Source organism: Enterobacter cloacae complex sp. ECL352 (assembly GCF_020149545.1).
Taxonomy (GTDB): Bacteria; Pseudomonadota; Gammaproteobacteria; order Enterobacterales; family Enterobacteriaceae; genus Enterobacter; species Enterobacter asburiae_B.
This window is the reverse complement of sequence record NZ_CP083709.1, coordinates 3,600,952-3,622,271: the sequence shown is the minus strand read 5'-3', so window position 1 is coordinate 3,622,271 and position 21,320 is coordinate 3,600,952. Positions and strand designations below refer to the sequence as shown.

At 57.4% G+C, this 21,320-nt stretch carries 19 protein-coding genes; 11 read left to right on the top strand and 8 right to left on the bottom strand.

What is annotated here, in order from left to right:
* Window positions 1-7: 7 nt before the first annotated feature.
* The 6 genes from pxpA to LBF07_RS17545 all read right to left on the bottom strand — a co-directional run bounded on the left by pxpA (window position 8) and on the right by LBF07_RS17545 (window position 5,305).
* Window positions 8-748, bottom strand: coding sequence for a 5-oxoprolinase subunit PxpA (pxpA, locus tag LBF07_RS17570; protein WP_094934377.1), 741 nt, complete (start codon window positions 746-748; stop codon window positions 8-10).
* A complete protein-coding gene (gene pxpC, locus LBF07_RS17565; protein WP_094934378.1) occupies window positions 735-1,667 on the bottom strand; it encodes a 5-oxoprolinase subunit PxpC in 933 nt (310 codons plus the stop codon). The genes pxpA and pxpC overlap by 14 nt, the downstream gene beginning before the upstream one ends.
* Window positions 1,661-2,317, bottom strand: a complete 657-nt coding sequence (gene pxpB, locus LBF07_RS17560) for a 5-oxoprolinase subunit PxpB (RefSeq protein ID WP_094934379.1) — start codon at window positions 2,315-2,317, stop codon at window positions 1,661-1,663. Before pxpB ends, pxpC begins: the two co-directional genes overlap by 7 nt.
* 14 nt (window positions 2,318-2,331) lie before the next feature.
* Window positions 2,332-3,075, bottom strand: coding sequence for a type 2 GTP cyclohydrolase I (locus LBF07_RS17555; RefSeq protein WP_094934380.1), 744 nt, complete (start codon window positions 3,073-3,075; stop codon window positions 2,332-2,334).
* A gap of 10 nt (window positions 3,076-3,085) precedes the next feature.
* A complete protein-coding gene (gene phrB, locus LBF07_RS17550; RefSeq protein ID WP_094934381.1) occupies window positions 3,086-4,498 on the bottom strand; it encodes a deoxyribodipyrimidine photo-lyase in 1,413 nt (470 codons plus the stop codon).
* A 600-nt stretch (window positions 4,499-5,098) separates the two neighbouring features.
* On the bottom strand, window positions 5,099-5,305 hold the full coding sequence (locus LBF07_RS17545) for a YbfA family protein (protein ID WP_023310781.1): 207 nt from the start codon (window positions 5,303-5,305) through the stop codon (window positions 5,099-5,101).
* Between the two features lie 308 nt (window positions 5,306-5,613).
* Between LBF07_RS17545 and kdpF the strand changes: the two genes are divergently transcribed.
* The 9 genes from kdpF (at window position 5,614) to potE (ending at window position 17,546) form a co-directional block, all read left to right on the top strand.
* Window positions 5,614-5,703: a K(+)-transporting ATPase subunit F gene (gene kdpF / locus LBF07_RS17540; protein WP_014069365.1), complete on the top strand. Its 90-nt coding sequence runs from the start codon at window positions 5,614-5,616 to the stop codon at window positions 5,701-5,703.
* Entirely contained in the window at window positions 5,703-7,382 is a 1,680-nt protein-coding gene (kdpA, locus tag LBF07_RS17535; protein WP_094934382.1) for a potassium-transporting ATPase subunit KdpA, read from the top strand. The genes kdpF and kdpA overlap by 1 nt, the downstream gene beginning before the upstream one ends.
* An 18-nt stretch (window positions 7,383-7,400) precedes the next feature.
* A complete protein-coding gene (gene kdpB / locus LBF07_RS17530) occupies window positions 7,401-9,449 on the top strand; it encodes a potassium-transporting ATPase subunit KdpB (protein ID WP_039261299.1) in 2,049 nt (682 codons plus the stop codon).
* A gap of 12 nt (window positions 9,450-9,461) precedes the next feature.
* Window positions 9,462-10,037 (top strand): potassium-transporting ATPase subunit KdpC, encoded by a 576-nt coding sequence (kdpC, locus tag LBF07_RS17525; protein ID WP_033144943.1) that lies wholly within the window; start codon window positions 9,462-9,464, stop codon window positions 10,035-10,037.
* The gene (gene kdpD / locus LBF07_RS17520) at window positions 10,038-12,725 is read left to right on the top strand and encodes a two-component system sensor histidine kinase KdpD (RefSeq protein WP_033144942.1); all 2,688 of its coding nucleotides are present in this window, start codon (window positions 10,038-10,040) and stop codon (window positions 12,723-12,725) included. It abuts the gene before it with no gap.
* Window positions 12,722-13,399 carry a two-component system response regulator KdpE gene (gene kdpE / locus LBF07_RS17515; RefSeq protein ID WP_008501074.1) on the top strand — a complete coding sequence of 226 codons (678 nt, stop codon included), beginning with the start codon at window positions 12,722-12,724 and terminating at the stop codon, window positions 13,397-13,399. Before kdpD ends, kdpE begins: the two co-directional genes overlap by 4 nt.
* 279 nt (window positions 13,400-13,678) lie before the next feature.
* Window positions 13,679-13,783 carry a leader peptide SpeFL gene (gene speFL / locus LBF07_RS17510; protein WP_003858645.1) on the top strand — a complete coding sequence of 35 codons (105 nt, stop codon included), beginning with the start codon at window positions 13,679-13,681 and terminating at the stop codon, window positions 13,781-13,783.
* A gap of 254 nt (window positions 13,784-14,037) precedes the next feature.
* Window positions 14,038-16,236: an ornithine decarboxylase SpeF gene (gene speF, locus LBF07_RS17505; RefSeq protein ID WP_094934383.1), complete on the top strand. Its 2,199-nt coding sequence runs from the start codon at window positions 14,038-14,040 to the stop codon at window positions 16,234-16,236.
* A complete protein-coding gene (gene potE / locus LBF07_RS17500) occupies window positions 16,233-17,546 on the top strand; it encodes a putrescine-ornithine antiporter (RefSeq protein ID WP_094934384.1) in 1,314 nt (437 codons plus the stop codon). Before speF ends, potE begins: the two co-directional genes overlap by 4 nt.
* A 104-nt stretch (window positions 17,547-17,650) precedes the next feature.
* Here potE and pgm read toward each other — a convergent pair whose 3' ends face one another.
* The gene (pgm, locus tag LBF07_RS17495; RefSeq protein ID WP_058841816.1) at window positions 17,651-19,291 is read right to left on the bottom strand and encodes a phosphoglucomutase (alpha-D-glucose-1,6-bisphosphate-dependent); all 1,641 of its coding nucleotides are present in this window, start codon (window positions 19,289-19,291) and stop codon (window positions 17,651-17,653) included.
* A 24-nt stretch (window positions 19,292-19,315) separates the two neighbouring features.
* Entirely contained in the window at window positions 19,316-19,864 is a 549-nt protein-coding gene (gene seqA, locus LBF07_RS17490) for a replication initiation negative regulator SeqA (RefSeq protein ID WP_094934385.1), read from the bottom strand.
* 183 nt (window positions 19,865-20,047) lie between these two features.
* Between seqA and ybfF the strand changes: the two genes are divergently transcribed.
* Together ybfF and ybfE are read left to right on the top strand one after the other, a co-directional pair.
* The gene (gene ybfF / locus LBF07_RS17485) at window positions 20,048-20,821 is read left to right on the top strand and encodes an esterase (RefSeq protein WP_094934386.1); all 774 of its coding nucleotides are present in this window, start codon (window positions 20,048-20,050) and stop codon (window positions 20,819-20,821) included.
* 128 nt (window positions 20,822-20,949) lie between these two features.
* On the top strand, window positions 20,950-21,237 hold the full coding sequence (gene ybfE, locus LBF07_RS17480; RefSeq protein WP_028019455.1) for a LexA regulated protein: 288 nt from the start codon (window positions 20,950-20,952) through the stop codon (window positions 21,235-21,237).
* Window positions 21,238-21,320 lie beyond the last annotated feature (83 nt).

The window sequence follows — 21,320 nt, the reverse complement described above, 5'->3', positions numbered from 1 at the left end:
ATCGTCATTATTCGGCGCTGACGAGGATGCCCTCTTCAGAGAACGCTGCCCGCAAGCGGCGCGCGAACTGGAGCGCATGCTCGCCGTCGCCGTGTAAACATACCGTATCGGCCTGAACGTTTGCCGGTGTTCCATCCACGGCGATCACTCGCCCGGCGCGCACCATCTCCAGCGTCTGCGCCAACGCTTTGCCTTCATCGGTAATCAGCGCCCCGGCCTGCGTCCGCGGAACCAGGCTGCCGTCCGGCAGGTATCCACGATCGGCAAACACTTCCTGACGCGTGGTCAGCCCCAGCCGTTGTCCGGCGCGAATCAGCTCGCTTCCCGCAAGGCCTACCAGAATCAGCTGCGGATTACAGTCCCGCACCGCGCGGGCAATCGCCTCCGCCAGATCCGCATCTTTCGCCGCCTGGTTGTAAAGCATGCCGTGCGGCTTCACGTGGCGCATCACGCCGTTCTGGGCGCGCACCATCGCCTCCAGCGCGCCGATCTGGTAGAGCACCTGCGCATAGACCGTCGCAGGGGGCAGATCCATCGCCGTACGGCCAAAGTTTTCCCGATCGGGAAAGCTGGGGTGAGCCCCTATCGCGACGCCGTTTTTAATGGCATTACGCACGCTCTCCAGCATGGTTTGCGCATCGCCCGCGTGAAAGCCGCAGGCGATATTGACCGAGGTGACCAGGGTCATCAGTTCCGCATCAGCGCGGCTTCCCTCCCCCAGATCGGCGTTCAAATCAATCTTTACCATCAAGCCTCCACGCCAGCTGTTCGAGATAACGCTGCTGATCCTGCCGCGCTTTTAGCGCCTCCTCCAGCGAACACTTCACGAAGTGAATCGGCTGACCGAGGGGAATTTGCGCCAGATGGTAGCGATCCGCTTCAATGATGCAGGCAATGCGCGGATAACCGCCGGTAGTTTGCGCATCGTTCATTAACACGATGGGCTGACCGTTCCCCGGCACCTGAATAACCCCCGGCAATAAACCGTGGGAGAGCAGTTCCCGGTCCGTCGTGCGGGTCAGCGGCTGACCCTGCAGGCGGTAGCCCATGCGGTTACTCTGCGGGCTGATCTTCCACGGCGCGCGCCAGAAGGACTCTTTAGAAGCCTCGTCGAACTCATGATATTCCGGCCCCGGTAAGGCGCGGATCTGGTTTCCCCACAGCAGCTGTTTTACGCCCTGCGTGGTCGAGAAATGGCGCGCGGAGGCTTTGATTGCCAGCCGATCGCCGTCGCGCAACAAACGTCCTTCGTGACCGCCGATCCCGGCTTTTTGATCGGTACTGGATGAACCCAATATCTCCGGCACGTCGATGCCGCCAGCCACCGCGAGATAGCTACGCACGCCGTGCAGCGGACGTTTGAGCGTCAGGCGCTGCCCGGCTTTCGCCCGCAGCCGCCAGCCGGTCCACACCGCTTTGCCATCCAGCGTCGCATCACACCCTGCGCCGGTTAAGGCAAACCAGGTCTCCTGACCAAACTCAATCACACACTGACCCAGCGTAATTTCTAGCGCCGCCGTGCTGCCTGGGTTGCCCACAAGCAGGTTGGCAATCTCCAGCGAAGGACGGTCAAGCGCACCGCAGTAGCTCACGCCCGACTGGCGAAGACCAAAGCGCCCGGCATCCTGTACGGAGGTGTAAAGCCCGGCGCGAATAAGCGTTAACATACCCCCTCCTTCTGCGGGATAAAGCGAAGGGTATCGCCGGGACGCAGGAGTATTGGCGTCTCCAGCCCGGGTTCAAATAACGGTGTAGCGGTATGCCCAATAAGCTGCCAGCCGCCGGGCGATGTCAGGGGATAAACGCCGGTCTGCTCGCCGCCGATAGCCACCGTTCCCGCCGGCACGCTCACGCGCGGCTCGGCACGGCGTGGCGTATGCAGCCGGGGAGATAATCCGCCCAGATACGGGAACCCGGGCTGAAATCCCAGGAACCAGACCACGTAGTCAACCGAGCTGTGCAGCTCAACAACCTGCTTTTTGGTTAATCCGCAGTGATCTGCCACCACGCCAAGATCCGGCCCACCCGTACCGCCATAAACGACCGGGATCTCAATGGCGCGCGATTCCGGCTCCAGCGCCTCGCTCTCTTCCCACCAGCGCTGCAAACGCTCAATGGCATCCAGCGCCAGGGTATGCGGGCTACGCAGCACCACTGTGATGTTATTCATCCCCGGAATGGCTTCAACCACCTCCGGTAGTTCGGCCAGACGCTGGGTCAGCCGCCAGATACGCTTTTGCGTGGCAAGCGTCACCGGTGGTTCAAGCTCCAGAACCACGGCGGTTTCACCCAGAAGATAACAACGCGCTCGCTGCACTTAACTACCTCTCGTCAGGCTGGGTTAGGGATATCAATAAAGGTCACATCCAGACCGGTATTTTCCGTCAGCCACTCGCTGAGGGCGCGAATGCCGCCGCGCTCGGTGGCATGATGGCCAGCCGCATAAAAATGCAGCCCCTGTTCACGCGCCGAATGAATGGTCTGCTCGGAAACCTCGCCGGTGATAAAAGCATCGACGCCGAAACGCGCGGCGCTGTCGATAAAGCCCTGACCGCCACCGGTACACCATGCGACACGCTTCACCGTATCCGGACCGGTATCACCGCTCCACAGCGGACGACGGCCCAGGCGCGCTTCAATCCACGATGCCAGCTCCAGCCCCGGAACCGGCATCGCCAGCTCGCCCCACGGCACCAGCGGTTCAATTTCCCCCATCACGGTAATCCCCAGTAGCTGCGCCAGCTGGACGTTGTTGCCGAGCTCCGGGTGCGCATCCAGCGGCAGATGATAGCCGTACAGGTTGATGTCATTAGCCAGCAGCGTTTTCAGACGATTGCGCTTCATCCCGCGAATAATCGGCGATTCGTTTTTCCAGAAGTAACCGTGATGAACAATCACCGCGTCGGCGTTCTGACGAACGGCCTCGTCCAGCAGCGCCTGGCTTGCCGTCACGCCGGTGATAATTTTTTGCACCGTCTCACGACCTTCAACCTGGAGCCCGTTCGGGCCGTAATCGCTGAAAGAGGTACTGTTCAGTTTTTCGTTAATCAGGCTTTCCAGTTCGCTGTTTTTCATCATCACTCTCTTATGCTTTGCGGGCAGCTTCGTACGCCGCCAGCGTGGCGACACGCGCCTGTTTATGGTCGACAATCGGACGAGGGTAATTCAGCTTTACACGCTGTTTATCCGCCCATGCCCACGGTTCGTGGATCGCTTTAGCAGGTATACCGTTAAGTTCAGGAACCCAGCGGCGGATAAACTCGCCGTCCGCATCAAATTTTTGCCCCTGCGTGGTCGGATTAAAAATCCGGAAATAGGGCGCGGCATCGGTGCCGGTAGAGGCTGCCCACTGCCAGCCGCCGTTATTCGCGGCGAGATCGCCATCGATCAGCTGAGAGATAAAATAGCGCTCTCCGATACGCCAGTCGATAAGCAGATCCTTCACCAGAAAGCTGGCGGTAATCATCCGCAGGCGGTTATGCATCCACCCCGTCTCGTTAAGCTGACGCATGGCGGCATCGACTATCGGGTAACCCGTCTGCCCGCTTTGCCAGGCTTTAAGCTGCTTATCATTCGATTGCCACTTTACATTATCGGTCCAGCCAATGAAGGGCCGATGCTTACACAAACCCGGATGAAAGGTCATCAGATGGCGATAAAACTCGCGCCAGATAAGTTCATTCAGCCAGACGGCCCCTGCGCCCCCCTCCAGCGCCTGCGGCTGCTCCGCCAGCAGACGATGCAAACACTGGCGCGGTGAGATCGCGCCAAGCGCCAGACAGGCCGACAGGCGGCTGGTGCCCTCGATGGCGGGAAAATCCCGACGCGCGTCGTAATATCCCGCGTCCTGCTTGCAGAACTGGCGCTGTTGAGCGATTGCCGCTTTCTCATCGGCGGGGAACAGCGTTTCATCAAACGGCTGCTGAGGGTAATCAAACGTCAGCTCAGGCAGATCCTTTATGGCTTCGCCTCGCACGGCAGGCGCGGCAACGCACTCCGGCAGCGCCTCTTTCAGACGTTTGATAAAGGCATTTTTAAACGGCGTAAAAACTTTATACATCTCGTGGTTGCCGGTCATCACGCTGCCCGGTGCCAGCATCACGCTGTCATCAAACCCTTCGCAGACCACCCCTTCCAGCATCTTCTCCAGCTGACGGTCGCGCTGCTGCTCGTTGAATTCGTACTGATAGTTGTAAAAAAGATGCGTGACGTTGTGCTGCTTACATATCTCCTGCACCGTCTGAAGCTGTGCGGCAAAATCACTCACCTCTTTATAGAGAAGCGGTATGCCTTTTCCAGCGAGCGAGTGCTGCAGATCGTTCAGATACGCCCGGAGCAAGGCCGCCTGCCGGGGGGCCATATCGTGCTGCCGCCACTGCTCGGGCGTGGCCATAAACAGGGCCAGTACGTTAGCGTCTTTGGCGCGGCAGGCTGCCGCAAGGGCGATGTTGTCATGTACGCGCAGGTCCGCGCGAAACCAAACCAGATGGGTGGGCATAAAACTCCAGGCAATTATCCATTATGTCCGTAAGGGCATGCCGTAAAAGGAAAAAGCATGCATTGAACTACTTTGCCATGAAGTGTAGACGGGATGAAATAAAAAAGGCCGCCCGAAGCGGCCTTAGCGCTACTTGTCCTGCGCTATCGTGGTTAACGCGACAAACCCATTAGGTTCATCGCTCTTTACAACGAGTACGCTGGCGACAATGAACGCGATGCAAAAATAGCGTTTCATTATGCGGTCCCTGCTGCTAACCGCTCCACCGTTCACCACCGGTGATAAGTCGGTGGACACAAGCCCGGGTAGGCGGGCTGCTTTACGGCTGTAAGTACACCTTTCCCAGGACCGATGCCCATTTGCGAGATGGCGGAAAGGGACGCAGCATCATAATTAACATCCGCTGCGAAGGTAAGATACTCGAATAAAATTAGGAATTTATAAAGGCTTCGAGGGATTGCCATCTGCTTACAGGAAGGTATGATTAAAACCCCGGGTAGGGGCTGCAAGATCACCCAACGGACCGCGAATCCCGAGGGACAAAAAAAACCGCCAACAGTAATGTGGCGGTTTTTTTTATTGCTATGTGTAGTCTTAGTATCAGTAGAAATCGCAGGTCGCTTTCTCGGCCTGATCCATCCACACCGGCTTCTCGCTGGTTTTCGCCCAGACGCGATGCAGATAGCTGTAAAAACGTGCACGATCTTTCCAGAACAGCATCACCGGCAGAGCCAGCACGCCAGCCACTACGGCGAAAGCGCGGCGCAAGAACACGATATGAGCCGGATACTCTTTATAAAGATCCATATTTTCTCCCCTATAGTTGGCCGGAAACGTCATCCGGAAAATTCAAAATCTGTGACCTGGCTAAAATAATATCGCTTTGTTTGTAATTTTACTACTCATCCGACCACTTATTTTTGCCCATTTAGTGAATATTTACATTCACGCCGTAATTAAGTTACAAAAAAGTTAACAGTTTACTTATCAATAGTTAAATTGTGGGCTTTGCCATTTTTATACTTTTTTTACACCCGCCCTCCCCATTTTTGCGAAATCTTTGCGCCGGAAATCCTCCCGTTAGTACAACAACGAAAGTCACCTGGAGGTGGATTGTGAGTGCAGGTCTTATTGCCGGCATCGTGCTGGTGTTCCTGTTATTGGGTTATCTGGTCTATGCCCTGATAAATGCGGAGGCCTTCTGATGGCTGCTCAGGCGTTTCTGCTTATTGCCAGCTTCTTAGTGGTACTGTTCATTCTGGCAAGGCCACTGGGATCGGGACTGGCACGATTGATCAACAACGTTCCTTTGCCCGGCACGGGAAGCGTTGAAAAAGGGATCTGGCGCGTGCTGGGAATAGACGATCGGGAGATGAACTGGCGTCAGTATCTGATCGCCATTCTGCTGCTGAATATCGTTGGGCTCATTGCGCTTTTTGCCATGCTGATGTTGCAGGGCATCCTGCCGCTGAATCCGCAACAGCTACCGGGCCTGTCCTGGCATCTTGCGCTGAACACGGCGGTGAGCTTTGTCACTAACACCAACTGGCAGTCCTACGCCGGTGAAACCACGCTGAGCTATTTCAGCCAGATGGTCGGGTTAACCGTGCAAAACTTCCTCTCGGCCGCCAGCGGTATCGCGGTGATCTTCGCGCTGACGCGTGCGTTTGCGCGTCAGAAAATCAATACCCTGGGTAACGCGTGGGTGGATCTGACCCGCATTACGCTGTGGATCCTGCTGCCAATTGCGCTGCTGATCGCGCTGTTCTTCATCCAGCAGGGCACCCTGCAAAACCTGATGTCTTACGCGCCCTATACCTCGCTGGAAGGTGCAAAACAGCTCCTGCCGATGGGGCCAGTAGCGTCACAGGAAGCCATCAAAATGCTCGGGACGAACGGAGGTGGCTTCTTCAACGCCAACTCGTCGCATCCGTTTGAAAACCCTACCGCATTGACCAATTTTGTGCAGATGCTGGCGATTTTCCTGATCCCCGCCGCGCTCTGCTTCGCCTTTGGTGACGTGGTTAACGATCGACGTCAGGGCCGCACCCTGCTCTGGACGATGTCACTTATCTTTGTAGTCTGCGTGGCGCTGGTGATGTGGGCTGAATGGAGCGGCAACGGCCATTTCATGCAGCTGGGGGCCAACAGCAATATCAATATGGAAGGTAAAGAGAGCCGCTTTGGCATTCTTGCCAGCAGCCTGTATGCGGTAGTCACCACGGCGGCCTCGTGCGGGGCAGTCAACGCCATGCATGATTCCTTTACGGCGCTGGGTGGCATGATCCCGATGTGGCTGATGCAGATTGGCGAAGTCGTCTTTGGCGGCGTGGGCTCGGGTCTTTACGGCATGCTGCTGTTCGTGCTGCTGGCGGTATTTATTGCCGGTTTGATGATTGGCCGCACTCCGGAATACCTCGGTAAAAAAATCGACGTCCGCGAGATGAAATTAACCGCGCTGGCGATTCTGGTCACCCCTGCGCTTGTGCTGCTCGGCACCGCGCTGGCGCTGATGACCGAGACCGGACGCAGCGGCATCTTTAACCCCGGCATTCACGGTTTTAGCGAAGTGCTGTATGCCGTCTCCTCTGCCGCCAACAACAACGGCAGCGCGTTTGCGGGCTTAAGCGCCAACTCACCGTTCTGGAACTGCCTGCTGGCGTTCTGCATGTTTGTGGGTCGCTTTGGGATCATTGTGCCGGTGTTGGCGATTGCCGGATCGCTGGTGAATAAAAAAATCCAACCGACCACCACCGGGACATTACCGACCCACGGCGCGCTGTTTATCGGCCTGCTGACGGGTACCGTGTTACTGGTCGGCGCCCTGACCTTTATCCCCGCCCTCGCGTTAGGCCCGGTCGCGGAATACCTCTCTTTACGCTGATTTTGCGGAGAAATTGTCATGAGTCGTAAACAACTGGCCCTGTTCGAACCGTCATTAGTTCGCCAGGCGCTCATGGATGCGGTGAAAAAGCTGAGTCCGCGCGTGCAGTGGCACAACCCGGTGATGTTTATTGTCTGGGCGGGAAGCGTCCTGACCACCGCCCTGGCGATTGCCATGGGAACGGGCCACATGCCGGGAAATGCAACGTTTACCGGCGCCATCAGCCTGTGGCTGTGGTTTACCGTGCTGTTCGCCAACTTTGCGGAAGCGCTGGCGGAAGGCCGGAGTAAAGCCCAGGCCAACAGCCTGAAAGGGGTAAAGAAAACCGCCTTCGCGCGCAAGCTACGTGAACCTAAATACGGCGCGCAGATGGACCACGTTCCGGCGGATGAACTGCGTAAAGGCGATGTGGTGCTGGTGGAAGCCGGTGACATTATCCCTTGCGACGGTGAAGTCATCGAAGGGGGCGCCTCGGTGGATGAAAGCGCCATTACCGGGGAGTCCGCGCCGGTTATCCGTGAGTCCGGCGGCGATTTCGCCTCCGTGACGGGCGGGACGCGCATTCTCTCCGACTGGCTGGTGATCCAGTGTAGCGTTAACCCGGGGGAAACCTTCCTCGACCGGATGATCGCCATGGTGGAAGGTGCCCAGCGTCGTAAAACGCCGAACGAGATCGCCCTGACCATCCTGCTGGTGGCCCTGACCATCGTCTTCCTGCTGGCAACCGCGACGCTGTGGCCGTTCTCCGCCTATGGCGGCACCGCGGTCACTATCACGGTGCTGGTGGCGCTGCTGGTCTGCCTGATCCCCACCACCATTGGTGGCCTGCTGTCAGCCATCGGCGTAGCCGGCATGAGCCGTATGCTCGGTGCCAACGTCATCGCCACCAGCGGGCGTGCGGTGGAAGCCGCCGGTGACGTGGACGTCTTACTGCTGGATAAAACCGGGACCATTACCCTCGGTAACCGCCAGGCGTCAGATTTCCTGCCCGCCCCGGGCGTGGATGAAAAAACGCTGGCGGACGCCGCGCAGCTCTCTTCGCTTGCAGATGAAACCCCGGAAGGCCGCAGTATCGTGATCCTCGCCAAGCAGCGCTTTAACCTGCGCCAGCGCGACGTTCAGAGCCTGCACGCCACTTTCGTGCCCTTCACGGCGCAAACCCGCATGAGCGGCATTAACATTCAGGATCGCATGATCCGTAAAGGCTCTGTTGACGCCATCCGTCGCCACATTGAGGCCAACAATGGCCACTTCCCGCCGGAAGTGGACAGCCTGGTCGAAAGCGTGGCCCGTCAGGGGGCGACGCCGCTGGTGGTGGCCGAAGGGGCACACGTGCTGGGGGTAATTGCCCTGAAGGATATCGTCAAAGGCGGCATCAAGGAGCGCTTTGCCCAGCTGCGTAAAATGGGGATCAAAACGGTGATGATCACCGGGGATAACCGTCTTACCGCCGCGGCGATTGCCGCCGAAGCGGGCGTGGATGATTTTCTTTCCGAAGCCACACCGGAAGCGAAACTGGCGTTGATTCGTCAGTATCAGGCGGAAGGCCGCCTGGTGGCGATGACCGGCGACGGCACCAACGACGCCCCTGCCCTGGCGCAGGCCGACGTGGCGGTGGCAATGAACTCCGGTACCCAGGCGGCAAAAGAGGCGGGCAACATGGTCGACCTCGACTCTAACCCGACCAAGCTGATTGAAGTGGTGCACATCGGCAAGCAGATGCTGATGACGCGCGGGTCGCTGACCACGTTCAGTATTGCCAACGACGTGGCGAAATATTTCGCCATCATTCCGGCGGCGTTTGCTGCGACCTACCCGCAATTAAACGCGTTGAACGTGATGCACCTGCACTCTCCGGCATCGGCCATTCTGAGCGCAGTAATCTTTAACGCCCTGATTATTGTCTTCCTGATCCCGCTGGCGCTGAAAGGCGTGAGCTATAAGCCGCTCACGGCCGCCGCCATGCTGCGCCGCAACCTGTGGATTTACGGCCTGGGCGGGCTGGTGGTGCCCTTCATCGGTATCAAGGTTATCGACCTGCTGTTGACGCTGTTCGGCCTGGTTTAAAAGGTGAATCAAATGACGATGTTACGCCCCGCTATACTTCTTTTTATTCTGCTGTCTCTCATTACCGGCGGGCTGTACCCGCTGGTGACCACCGCGCTGGGCCAGTGGTGGTTTAAGGATCGGGCCAACGGCTCGCTGATTATGCAAAACGGTGAAAGCCGCGGTTCGCGCCTGATTGGTCAGAACTTTACGGATGCCCGTTACTTCCAGGGGCGCCCTTCCGCCACTGCCGAAAGCCCGTATAATCCGATGGCATCCGGCGGCAGCAACCTGGCAGGCAGCAACCCTGAGCTGGACAAAGCCGTTGCTGAGCGCGTGGCAGCCCTGCGCGCCGCTAATCCGCAGGCCAGCCGTGAGGTGCCCGTAGAGCTGGTGACCGCCTCGGCCAGCGGGCTGGACTACAGCCTGACGCCGGCAGCCGCGGCATGGCAAATCCCGCGCGTCGCCGCGGCCCGTCAGCTGACCGTCGAACAGGTTAGCCAGCTGGTTGCAGAGCACACGCAAAAGCCGCTGGTCAGCTTTATCGGCATGCCCGTGGTGAATATTGTTGAGCTGAATCTGGCGCTGGACGCGCTAAGGAAAAACTAAATGACCGACGAGCCCATGCGTCCGGATCCGGACAGGCTGCTCGAACAGACGGCCGAAGCCCATCGCGGCAAACTGAAAATTTTCTTTGGCGCCTGCGCAGGCGTCGGGAAAACCTTCGCCATGCTGACGGAAGCCCAGCGGCTTCGGGCGCAGGGGCTCGATATATTGATAGGCGTGGTAGAAACCCACGGACGCAAAGAGACCGCATCGCTGCTGAAGGGGCTGGCCACCCAGCCGCCCCGCCGCATCAGCCACCGCGGTCGGCTAGTCACCGAATTCGATCTCGATGCCGCCCTCGCCCGCCGTCCCGCCCTTATCCTGATGGACGAACTGGCGCACAGCAATGCGCCAGGCTCACGCCATCCAAAACGCTGGCAGGATGTAGAAGAGCTGCTCGAAGCCGGCATCGATGTTTTCACGACGGTTAACGTTCAGCATCTCGAAAGCCTGAACGACGTGGTCAGCGGCGTCACCGGCATTCAGGTGCGCGAGACGGTGCCCGACCCCTTTTTTGATTCCGCCGATGAAGTGGTGCTGGTTGACCTGCCCCCTGACGATTTGCGCCAGCGCCTGCACGAAGGCAAGGTTTATATTGCCGGCCAGGCCGAGCGCGCCATCGAACATTTCTTCCGTAAAGGTAACCTGATTGCCCTGCGCGAGCTGGCCCTGCGTCGTACTGCCGATCGCGTCGACGATCAGATGCGCGCCTGGCGCGACCTGCAGGGCCAGGAGCGCGTCTGGCATACGCGAGATGCCATCCTGCTGTGCGTAGGCCACGGCAGCGGCAATGAAAAGCTTGTCCGCACCGCCGCGCGCCTGGCGGCTAAATTTGGCAGCGTCTGGCATGCGGTGTATGTCGAAACGCCGCAGCTGCACGCGCTCCCCGAGAACCAGCGCCGCGCGATATTGAGTTCGCTTCGCCTGGCGCAGGAGCTGGGTGCCGAAACCGCCACTCTTTCCGACCCTCAGGAAGATAAAGCCATCCTGCGCTACGCCCGTGAGCACAATCTCGGGAAAATCGTGATTGGCCGTCGCCAGCATCGCCGCTGGTTTAGCCGCGAATCGTTTGCCGACAAGCTGGCCCGCCGCGCACCGGATCTGGACCTGGTGATCGTGGCGCTGGATGATAAGCCCACGCCGTTACCCAGCCGCGCGCCGGACAGCCGTGCCTTCAGCGATAAATGGCGCATTCAGCTGCGCGGCTGTCTTGTCGCCGTCGTGCTCTGCGCGCTGATTACCGTGATTGCAAGCCAGTGGCTGATCGCATTTGATGCCGCCAACCTGGTGATGATCTACCTGCTTGGCGTGGTGGTGGTGGCGCTCTTTTACGGGCGCTGGCCGTCGGTGCTGGCGACGGTGATCAACGTCATCAGCTTCGATCTGTTCTTTATTGCCCCGCGCGGCACGCTCGCGGTGTCGGACGTGCAGTACATTCTTACCTTCGCGGTAATGCTCACCGTCGGGCTGGTGATCGGGAATCTGACGGCGGGCGTGCGCTACCAGGCGCGTATTGCCCGCTATCGCGAACAGCGCACGCGCCATCTCTATGAGATGTCGAAATCGCTGGCGGTGGGCCGCACGCCGCTGGATATCGTGCAGACCAGCGAGCAGTTCATTCGCTCGACGTTTCATGCCAGCAACCTGATTTTGCTCCCGGACGAACACGGCAAGCTGCGCCCGCTGACGTCGGCCTCAGGCATGACGCCCTGGGACGAAGCCATCGCGCGCTGGAGCTTTGATAAAGGGTTACCTGCGGGCGCAGGGACCGACACCCTGCCCGGCGTGCCCTACCAAATTCTGCCGCTGCGCAGCGCCGATAAAAATCAGGGGCTGGTGATTGTTGAGCCCTCCAACCTGCGCCAGCTGATGATCCCCGAACAGCAGCGGCTGCTGGAGACCTTTACGCTGCTGGTTGCCAGCGCGCTGGAGCGGCTGGCCCTCACCGCCAGCGAAGAGCAGGCCCGGCTGGCGAGCGAGCGTGAAAGCATTCGTAACTCGCTGCTGGCGGCGCTCTCTCACGATCTGCGAACCCCGCTCACCGTCCTGTTTGGTCAGTCAGAAATCCTGACGCTGGACCTGGCGGCCGAAGGCTCTAAACACGCCCTTCAGGCCAGCGAGATCCGCCAGCATGTGCTGAATACCACGCGTCTGGTGAATAACCTGCTCGATATGGCGCGTATCCAGTCAGGCGGTTTTAACCTCAAAAAAGAGTGGCTCACGCTTGAAGAGGTGGTGGGCAGCGCCCTGAAAATGCTCGAACCCGGTCTGGGCGGGCGACATATCGCGCTGAACATGCCCGAGCCCCTGACGTTAATTCATGTCGATGGTCCGCTGTTTGAGCGGGTCCTGATTAACCTGCTGGAAAATGCCGGCAAATATGCGGGCGCCAGCGCCCAAATTGGGGTGGATGCGACGGTGGACGACGGCACGCTTCGCCTTGACGTCTGGGATACCGGACCGGGCATTCCTGCCGGGCAGGAGTTGGCTATTTTCGAAAAATTCGCGCGCGGCAATAAGGAGTCGGCCATTCCGGGCGTCGGGCTGGGGCTGGCCATTTGCCAGGCGATCATTGACGTTCACGGCGGGTCCATCTCCGCAGAGAATCGTCCCGAAGGAGGCGCGCGGTTTTGTGTTACACTTCCTCTGGAAACCCCGCCAGAACTTAATGAATTACCAGAGGATTTGTGATCAACGTTCTGATTGTTGAAGATGAGATCGCCATTAGCCGTTTTCTGCGCGCTGCGCTGGAAGGGGACGGTCTGCGCGTTCATGATGCGGGCACGCTTCAACGGGGTTTAATTGAAGCCGCCACCCGCAAGCCGGACCTGGTGATCCTCGATCTTGGCCTGCCGGACGGCGACGGCATCGATTTTATCCGGGAAGTGCGTCAGTGGAGCCAGATGCCGATCCTCGTGCTCTCCGCGCGTACGGAAGAGACGGATAAAATCGCGGCGCTGGATGCCGGGGCGGATGACTATCTGATTAAACCTTTTGGTATCGGCGAGTTACAGGCTCGCCTTCGCGTGGCGCTGCGTCGCCACAGCGCAACCACGCCAGCTGACCCAACCTACACGTTTGGGGATATCCGGGTTGACCTGGCCGCGCGGCGTATTGTGCGCGGTGAAGAAGAAATCCATCTGACGCCAATAGAATTTCGCCTGCTCGCCGTTCTGCTCAACAACCACGGCAAGGTTCTCACCCAACGCCAGCTGTTAAGTCAGGTGTGGGGACCCAACGCTGTAGAACATAGTCATTATTTACGCATATATATGGGACATCTTCGTCAGAAACTCGAAGTTGACCCCGCTCGCCCTCGCCATTTATTAACTGAAACCGGTATCGGTTATCGGTTTATGCTTTGAATAACTATTCATTTTATTTTTAAATAAAAACGAAATCCCTCAGACAATATTTCACAAATAACCCATAAATTATTTTTACGGGCTATTTTTGCTCATTTAAAACATTAACAACACAACCTGTTAACGCATCATCAACAAATCAGAATTTTGATCTGCGATATTCATCTAAAACGAATATTTATTTCTGATTTGATCGGTTAACGGTGATCTACCTCACGGTTAATCGCCTTTCCCTGGATAAAATGACCATGCTTTCAATTACTGAAAGGAAAATGAAACATGGAAAACAACAATCGCTTAATGCCCCATATAAGGCGGACAACACATATCATGATGTTTGCCCACCGAAACTGCTTTGACTTTCATCTCTTTAATGCCCGGTAGTCCTTCGACTTCTGGCGCACTCGCTTACAGGTTATCCTGAAATACCTTATTTTACAGGCCATTGCCTGTGAACTCGTGCGCTCATTCATTTTAATTCAGACTCATCTGCACCGGGCGGACTGAATTTCAATCATCAAAAAAGCAATTCACTGATTTTAATCAGCGGCCACCCTTTGCTTTTTTTCCGGTAAATTATCGATTTCTTTCTTGCAAGAAATCGAGGGACGCTTATTACCTAAAATAAAGAGAGAAAGATGAAAAGTTTAAAAATCGCAGCCAGCCGTGCATGTCCGGATTGCTTTACTACCCAGCGTGAACTGGTAGATGTCCGCGCCTCTGATTATATTGATGTTGCCGCCATTGTTCTGGCGGTCACGGATATTGCCAGCGGTATCCTGGACGAAATAGAAGCCACCGGTTTTGGCATTCCTGTTTTTGTCGCGACGCACAAAGAAGAGTTCATCCCGGCAGACTATTTATCGCGCATTCATGGCGTATTTGAGTATTCAGACACCAGCAACGACTTTTATGGACGCCAGCTGGAAGCGGCCGCCCAGAAGTATGAAACCCAGCTGCGCCCGCCGTTTTTCCGCGCCCTTGTCGACTATGTGAAGCAGGGCAATAGCGCGTTTGACTGCCCGGGGCATCAGGGTGGTCAGTTCTTCCGCCGCCATCCAGCCGGTAATCAGTTTGTCGATTTCTTTGGTGAGACGCTTTTCCGCTCCGACCTGTGTAACGCCGACGTGGCGATGGGCGATCTGCTGATCCACGAAGGCGCACCGTGCATCGCCCAGCAGCATGCTGCAAAAGTCTTTAATGCTGATAAGACCTACTTCGTGCTGAATGGCACCTCGTCATCCAACAAAGTGGTGCTTAACGCCCTGCTCACCCCGGGCGACCTGGTACTATTCGACCGTAACAACCACAAATCCAACCATCACGGTGCCCTCCTCCAGGCTGGCGCAACGCCGGTCTATCTGGAAACCGCGCGCAACCCGTACGGCTTTATTGGCGGCATTGACGCCCACTGCTTTGAAGAAAGTTATCTGCGCGAGCTGGTGGCAGAGGTGGCGCCAGGCCGTGCACGCGATGCGCGTCCGTTCCGCCTGGCGGTGATCCAGCTGGGTACCTACGATGGCACCATCTATAACGCTCGTCAGGTGGTGGATAAGATTGGACACCTGTGTGATTACATCCTATTTGACTCGGCCTGGGTGGGTTACGAGCAATTTATTCCGATGATGGCCGACTGCTCTCCGCTGCTGCTGGAGCTGAACGAAAACGATCCGGGGATCCTGGTCACCCAGTCCGTACATAAGCAGCAGGCCGGCTTCTCGCAGACCTCGCAAATTCATAAGAAAGACAGCCATATCAAAGGGCAACAGCGCTATGTCCCGCATAAGCGCCTGAATAATGCCTTTATGATGCACGCCTCCACCAGCCCGTTTTATCCGCTGTTCGCTGCGCTGGACATCAACGCCCGTATGCACGAAGGCCAGAGTGGCCGCAACATGTGGATGGATTGCGTGGTGAACGGTATCGAAGCGCGCAAGCTGATCCTGGAGAACTGCCGGTATCTGCGCCCCTTCGTGCCGGAAACGGTGGATGGCCTCCCGTGGGAAAGCTGGGACACGGCGAAAATTGCGACCGATCTGCGCTTCTTCCACTTCGTACCGGGTGAAAACTGGCACGCTTTTGAAGGCTACGCTGAGCATCAGTATTTTATCGACCCGTGCAAGCTCCTGCTGACCACGCCGGGTATTAACGCCCGCACCGGGGAGTATGACGACTTCGGCGTGCCCGCCACTATCCTCGCCAACTTCCTGCGTGAAAACGGCATCGTGCCGGAAAAATGCGATCTCAACTCGATCCTGTTCCTGCTCACGCCTGCGGAAGATATGGGCAAACTGCAGCAGCTGGTGGCGCAGCTGGTGCGCTTCGAAAAACTGCTCGAGAGCGATGTTCCGCTGAAAGACGTCCTGCCTTCTCTCTACAAACAACATCCGGAACGTTACGCGGATTACACCCTGCGCCAGATCTGCCAGGAAATGCATGACCTGTACGCCCGCCACAACGTGAAACAGCTGCAGAAAGAGATGTTCCGCAAGTCTCACTTCCCACGCGTGATGATGAACCCGCAGGACGCGAACTACGCCTATCTGCGCGGTGAAGTTGAACTGGTCTCCCTGCGCGACGCGGAAGGCCGCATCGCCGCCGAAGGCGCGCTCCCTTATCCGCCAGGGGTGCTGTGCGTTGTCCCAGGGGAAGTCTGGGGCGGTTCCGTGCTGCGCTACTTTGCCGCGCTGGAAGAAGGCATCAATCTGCTGCCGGGCTTCGCGCCGGAGCTGCAGGGTGTGTACGTCGAGGAGTGTGAGGGTCGCAAGCAGGTTCGCTGTAACGTCATCAAACAACCCGCCGCTCAGCCCGCGCTGCTGAAAGGAGAGAAATTATGAGTAAGTCCAATAAGATGGGCGTGGTGCAGCTGACCATCCTAACCATGGTGAACATGATGGGCTCCGGGATTATCATGCTGCCTACCAAACTGGCAGAGGTGGGCACCATCTCTATCATCTCCTGGCTGGTGACGGCAGTCGGTTCAATGGCGCTGGCGTGGGCGTTTGCCAAGTGCGGAATGTTCAGCCGTAAGTCAGGCGGCATGGGCGGCTATGCCGAATACGCTTTTGGCAAGTCGGGCAACTTTATGGCCAACTATACCTACGGGGTGTCGCTGCTGATCGCCAACGTGGCGATTGCCATCTCCGCCGTGGGTTACGGTACGGAGCTGTTTGGCGCGACGCTCAGCCCGGTGCAAATTGGGCTGGCGACCATCGGCGTGCTGTGGATCTGTACCGTGGCTAACTTTGGCGGCGCGCGCATCACCGGGCAGCTCTCCAGCATCACCGTCTGGGGCGTGATTATCCCGGTTGTCGGCCTGTGCATCATCGGCTGGTTCTGGTTCAGCCCGACACTCTACGCCAACTCCTGGAACCCGCACCATGTGCCATTCTTTACCGCGGTCGGCTCTTCAATCGCCATGACGCTCTGGGCCTTCCTGGGTCTGGAATCCGCCTGTGCGAACGCGGAAGTGGTAGAGAATCCGGAGAAGAACGTGCCGATTGCGGTCCTCGGCGGCACGCTGGGCGCGGCGGTGATCTATATCGTCTCGACTAACGTGATTGCCGGGATTGTGCCAAACATGGATCTGGCAAACTCTACGGCGCCGTTCGGTCTGGCCTTCGCGCAGATGTTCACGCTTGAGGTCGGGAAAGTGATCATGGGGCTGATGGTGATGTCCTGCTGCGGTTCACTCCTCGGCTGGCAGTTCACCATCGCACAGGTCTTTAAATCCTCGGCTGATGAAGGTTACTTCCCAAAAATCTTCTCCCGCGTGACCAAAGCGGATGCGCCGGTGCAGGGCATGCTGGCGATTGTTATCTTCCAGAGCGGATTGTCGCTGATGACCATTAGCCCGTCGCTGAACAGCCAGTTCAACGTGCTGGTCAACCTGGCGGTGGTGACGAACATCATTCCGTATATCCTGTCGATGGCAGCGCTGGTGATCATTCAGAAGGTGGCGAAGGTGGATCCACGCAAAGCGCGTGCGGCCAATATCGTGGCGCTGATTGGGGCAATCTACAGCTTTTATGCGCTCTACTCATCCGGCCAGGAAGCGATGCTCTACGGGGCAATGGTGACCTTTATGGGCTGGACGCTGTACGGTCTGGTGTCACCGCGGTTTGAATTGAAGAACAAACATAGTTAGGTAAAAGCAAAACGGCAACCCAGGGGTTGCCGTTTTTAGTGTTTTCTCCCTCTCCCTGTGGGAGAGGGCCGGGGTGAGGGCATCAGCCCGCACCCATACCGCACTTACGCGTTTTTCAACACTTCGCTGACAATCTCTACCGCTTCTTTCTCAATCTGCTGACGGTGCTCAGCGCCGAGGAAGCTTTCGCAATAGATTTTATACGCATCTTCCGTACCGGACGGACGCGCGGCGAACCAGCCGTTCTCAGTCATCACTTTCAGACCACCAATGGATGCGCCGTTGCCCGGTGCAGCCGTCAGACGCGCGGTGATCGGATCGCCTGCCAGGGTGCTTGCGCTGACCATCTCCGGAGAGAGTTTGGACAGGGCCGCTTTCTGAGCTGACGTCGCGCTAGCCTGAATACGGTTATAGCTTGGTGCACCAAAGCGTGCCGCCAGGTCGTTGTAGTGTTCCTGCGGGTTCTTACCGGTGACCGCGGTGATCTCCGCCGCCAGCAGGCACATGATGATGCCGTCTTTATCGGTTGACCATGGCGTGCCGTCGAAACGCAGGAAAGATGCGCCCGCGCTCTCTTCACCGCCGAAGCCGAAGCTGCCGTCGTGCAGACCGTCAACGAACCATTTGAAGCCGACCGGCACTTCCACCAGCTTGCGGCCCAGCGCCTCGACCACGCGGTCAATCATCGCAGAGGAAACCAGCGTTTTACCGACGGCCACCTCTTTGCCCCACTGCGGGCGGTGCTGGAACAGATAGTTAATTGCAACAGCCAGATAGTGGTTCGGGTTCATCAGCCCGGCAGGGGTGACGATACCGTGACGGTCATAATCCGGGTCGTTAGCAAACGCCAGATCGAATTTATCACGCAGCGCCAGCAGGCCCGCCATCGCGCACTCGGATGAGCAGTCCATACGGATCGCGCCGTCTTTGTCCAGGTGCATAAAGCGGAAGGTCTGATCGACGTGATCGTTCACGATGGTCAGATCCAGCTTGTAGTGCTCGGCGATACGTTTCCAGTATTCGATACCGGAGCCGCCCAGCGGATCCACGCCCAGCTTCAGGCCGGCTTTCTGGATGGCCGCCATATCGACGATATCCGCCAGCCCTTCCACGAACGGCTGAACCAGATCCTGCTCTTTCACATGACCGGACGCCATGGCCGCATCCAGAGAAATACGCTTCACGCCTTTAAGATCGTCAGCCAGCAGCGCGTTCGCACGATCTTCCACCACTTTGGTGACGTTAGTGTCGGCCGGGCCACCGTTAGGCGGGTTGTATTTGATACCACCGTCTTCCGGCGGGTTGTGGGATGGCGTAATAACGATACCGTCCGCCAGAGCGCCACCTTTTTTGTTGTGCACCAGGATGGCATTAGAGACCGCAGGCGTTGGGGTGAAGCCATTGTTCTCCTGAACAATCACATCGACGCCGTTTGCCGCCAGCACTTCCACAACAGAGATGAACGCCGGTTCAGACAGGGCATGGGTATCTTTCCCCACGTAGCACGGACCGGTAACGCCGTTTTTAGCGCGCTCTTCCGCAATGGCCTGAGCAATGGCCAGAATGTGCGGTTCGTTAAAGCTGTGGCGCGCCGCGCTGCCGCGGTGACCAGATGTACCAAACTTCACTGCGTGTTCTGCGTTGCCCACGACCGGTTTCAGCACGTAATACTGCGCGGTCAGCTGAGCGACGTTAATCAAATCGCTTTGTTGTGCAGGTTGGCCTGCACGGCTGTGATTTGCCATTACCGGGTCCTTCTGATGCAAGGGTTAAATTGTACCGCAAACCTTTTCAATCAATTCCGCCGGGAACTGCATGGACTGCATGATGTGTTCAATCATGCTGCACTTGCGGCCCGTATTGGTATTGGTGATCACCCAGTACGGGGTGCCAGGAACATGTTTGGGTTTGGTTTGATTGCCATTTTGCAGCAGCGTCTGCTCGTCGCCCGCGAAATAGACGCGAGTACGGCCGTGAAGCGACTCGGTCGCTTCAGCAAACGCTTTGTTATCCAGTGAGTAAAGTGTAGACAGCACCAGCATAAAGCGGTTAACCGCCTTTTTCTGCTCCGCGTATTCATCGGAGAGCAGCAGCTCGCGCATCGCGCGCACTTTATCTTTTGCCGGCGTCACGACAGGTTTTGCTTGTGCAACAACGCTCGGCTGAGACACGACATCTTTGGTGACTGGGGTAGCAGGCTGTGAAGCGGCGGAAATTTTAAGCATGCGCCGTAAAATGTCGGACGCGCTCTCCCCGATATGCCGCGTCTGGCTGGCAATATACTGATAGAGTTCGTCATCAACTTCGATTGTTTTCATCTTAATCCAGTGCGATATCTTATCTGAATACAAGTCATTGGGATTATAAGGTCAAATCCCAACAGCGGATAGCGTCAAACCAGGTTGGCCGCAAAAGTCAGATTAAACTGGAACCTTGCAGCCGGGCGGCAGAATGGTCAACATGATACCCTAACCTGACATACGTAAAAAAAGAACTTTGCCATGAAATTGAATACCCGAGCGCAAACTGCACAATCGCCGAACAATAATTCTCCCATCGTACTGGTTCACGGGCTTTTTGGCAGCCTGGATAACCTGGGCGTGCTGGCGCGCGATCTGGTTACCGACCACGATATTTTACAGGTCGATATGCGCAATCATGGTCTTTCCGGGCGTTCCGACGAGATGACCTACGCGGCGATGGCGCAGGATCTGCTGGATACGCTGGATGCCCACGACCTGCAAAAGGTGACCCTCATCGGGCATTCAATGGGTGGCAAAGCGGTGATGGCCCTGACGGCACTGGCCCCGGACCGTATTAGCGGCCTGGTGGTGATTGACGTCGCGCCCGTGGATTATGACGTCCGCCGTCACGACGAGATTTTTGCCGCCATCAATGCGGTCACAGAAGCGGGTGTCGCTACGCGCCAACAGGCGGCTGCCGTCATGCGTGAGCATCTTGATGAAGAAGGCGTCGTGCAGTTCCTGCTGAAGTCATTTGTTGACGGCCAATGGCGTTTTAACGTGCCGGTGCTCTGGGATCAATACAATAACATCGTGGGCTGGGAAACCGTCCCCGCCTGGCCACACCCTACTCTCTTTATTCGCGGCGGAAATTCTCCTTACGTTACCGACGCGTACCGCGACACGCTGCTGACCCAATTCCCGCAGGCTCGCGCCCACGTGATTGCCGGTGCCGGGCACTGGGTGCATGCGGAAAAACCGGATGCTGTGCTGCGCGCCATTCGCCGCTATCTTGCTGATACTGCAAATTGATTAAAAAGAAAGCGACTGGAAGGCTGCGGGCTTCCAGTCGTTGGCGTGCCGTTTTTGGTGATGTATGATGGCGCGCTTATCGCCCGGGCATTAGCAGGGCGGCGTGTTTCCCCCGAAGTCTCAGAATCATGGCCAAAGAACAAACGGACCGTACGACACTAGATCTGTTCGCGAATGAGCGTCGCCCGGGACGACCCAAGACGAATCCGCTTTCGCGCGATGAACAGCTGCGTATCAATAAACGCAACCAGCTTAAACGCGATAAAAATCGTGGGCTTAAGCGTGTCGAACTGAAGCTTAACGCCGACGCCGTCGACGCGCTGAACGAGCTGGCTGACGCGCGAAATATCAGCCGCAGCGAGCTCATTGAAGAGATGTTGCTCGTCCAGCTTGAGACGTTACGCAGCCAGGCATAAGTCTGAAAATCCCCTTTCTCACCCTTTTCATGTAGCACAGAGTGCAGTCCTGCGCGATAGCTGTTTCCGCAGGGTTGCCAGTT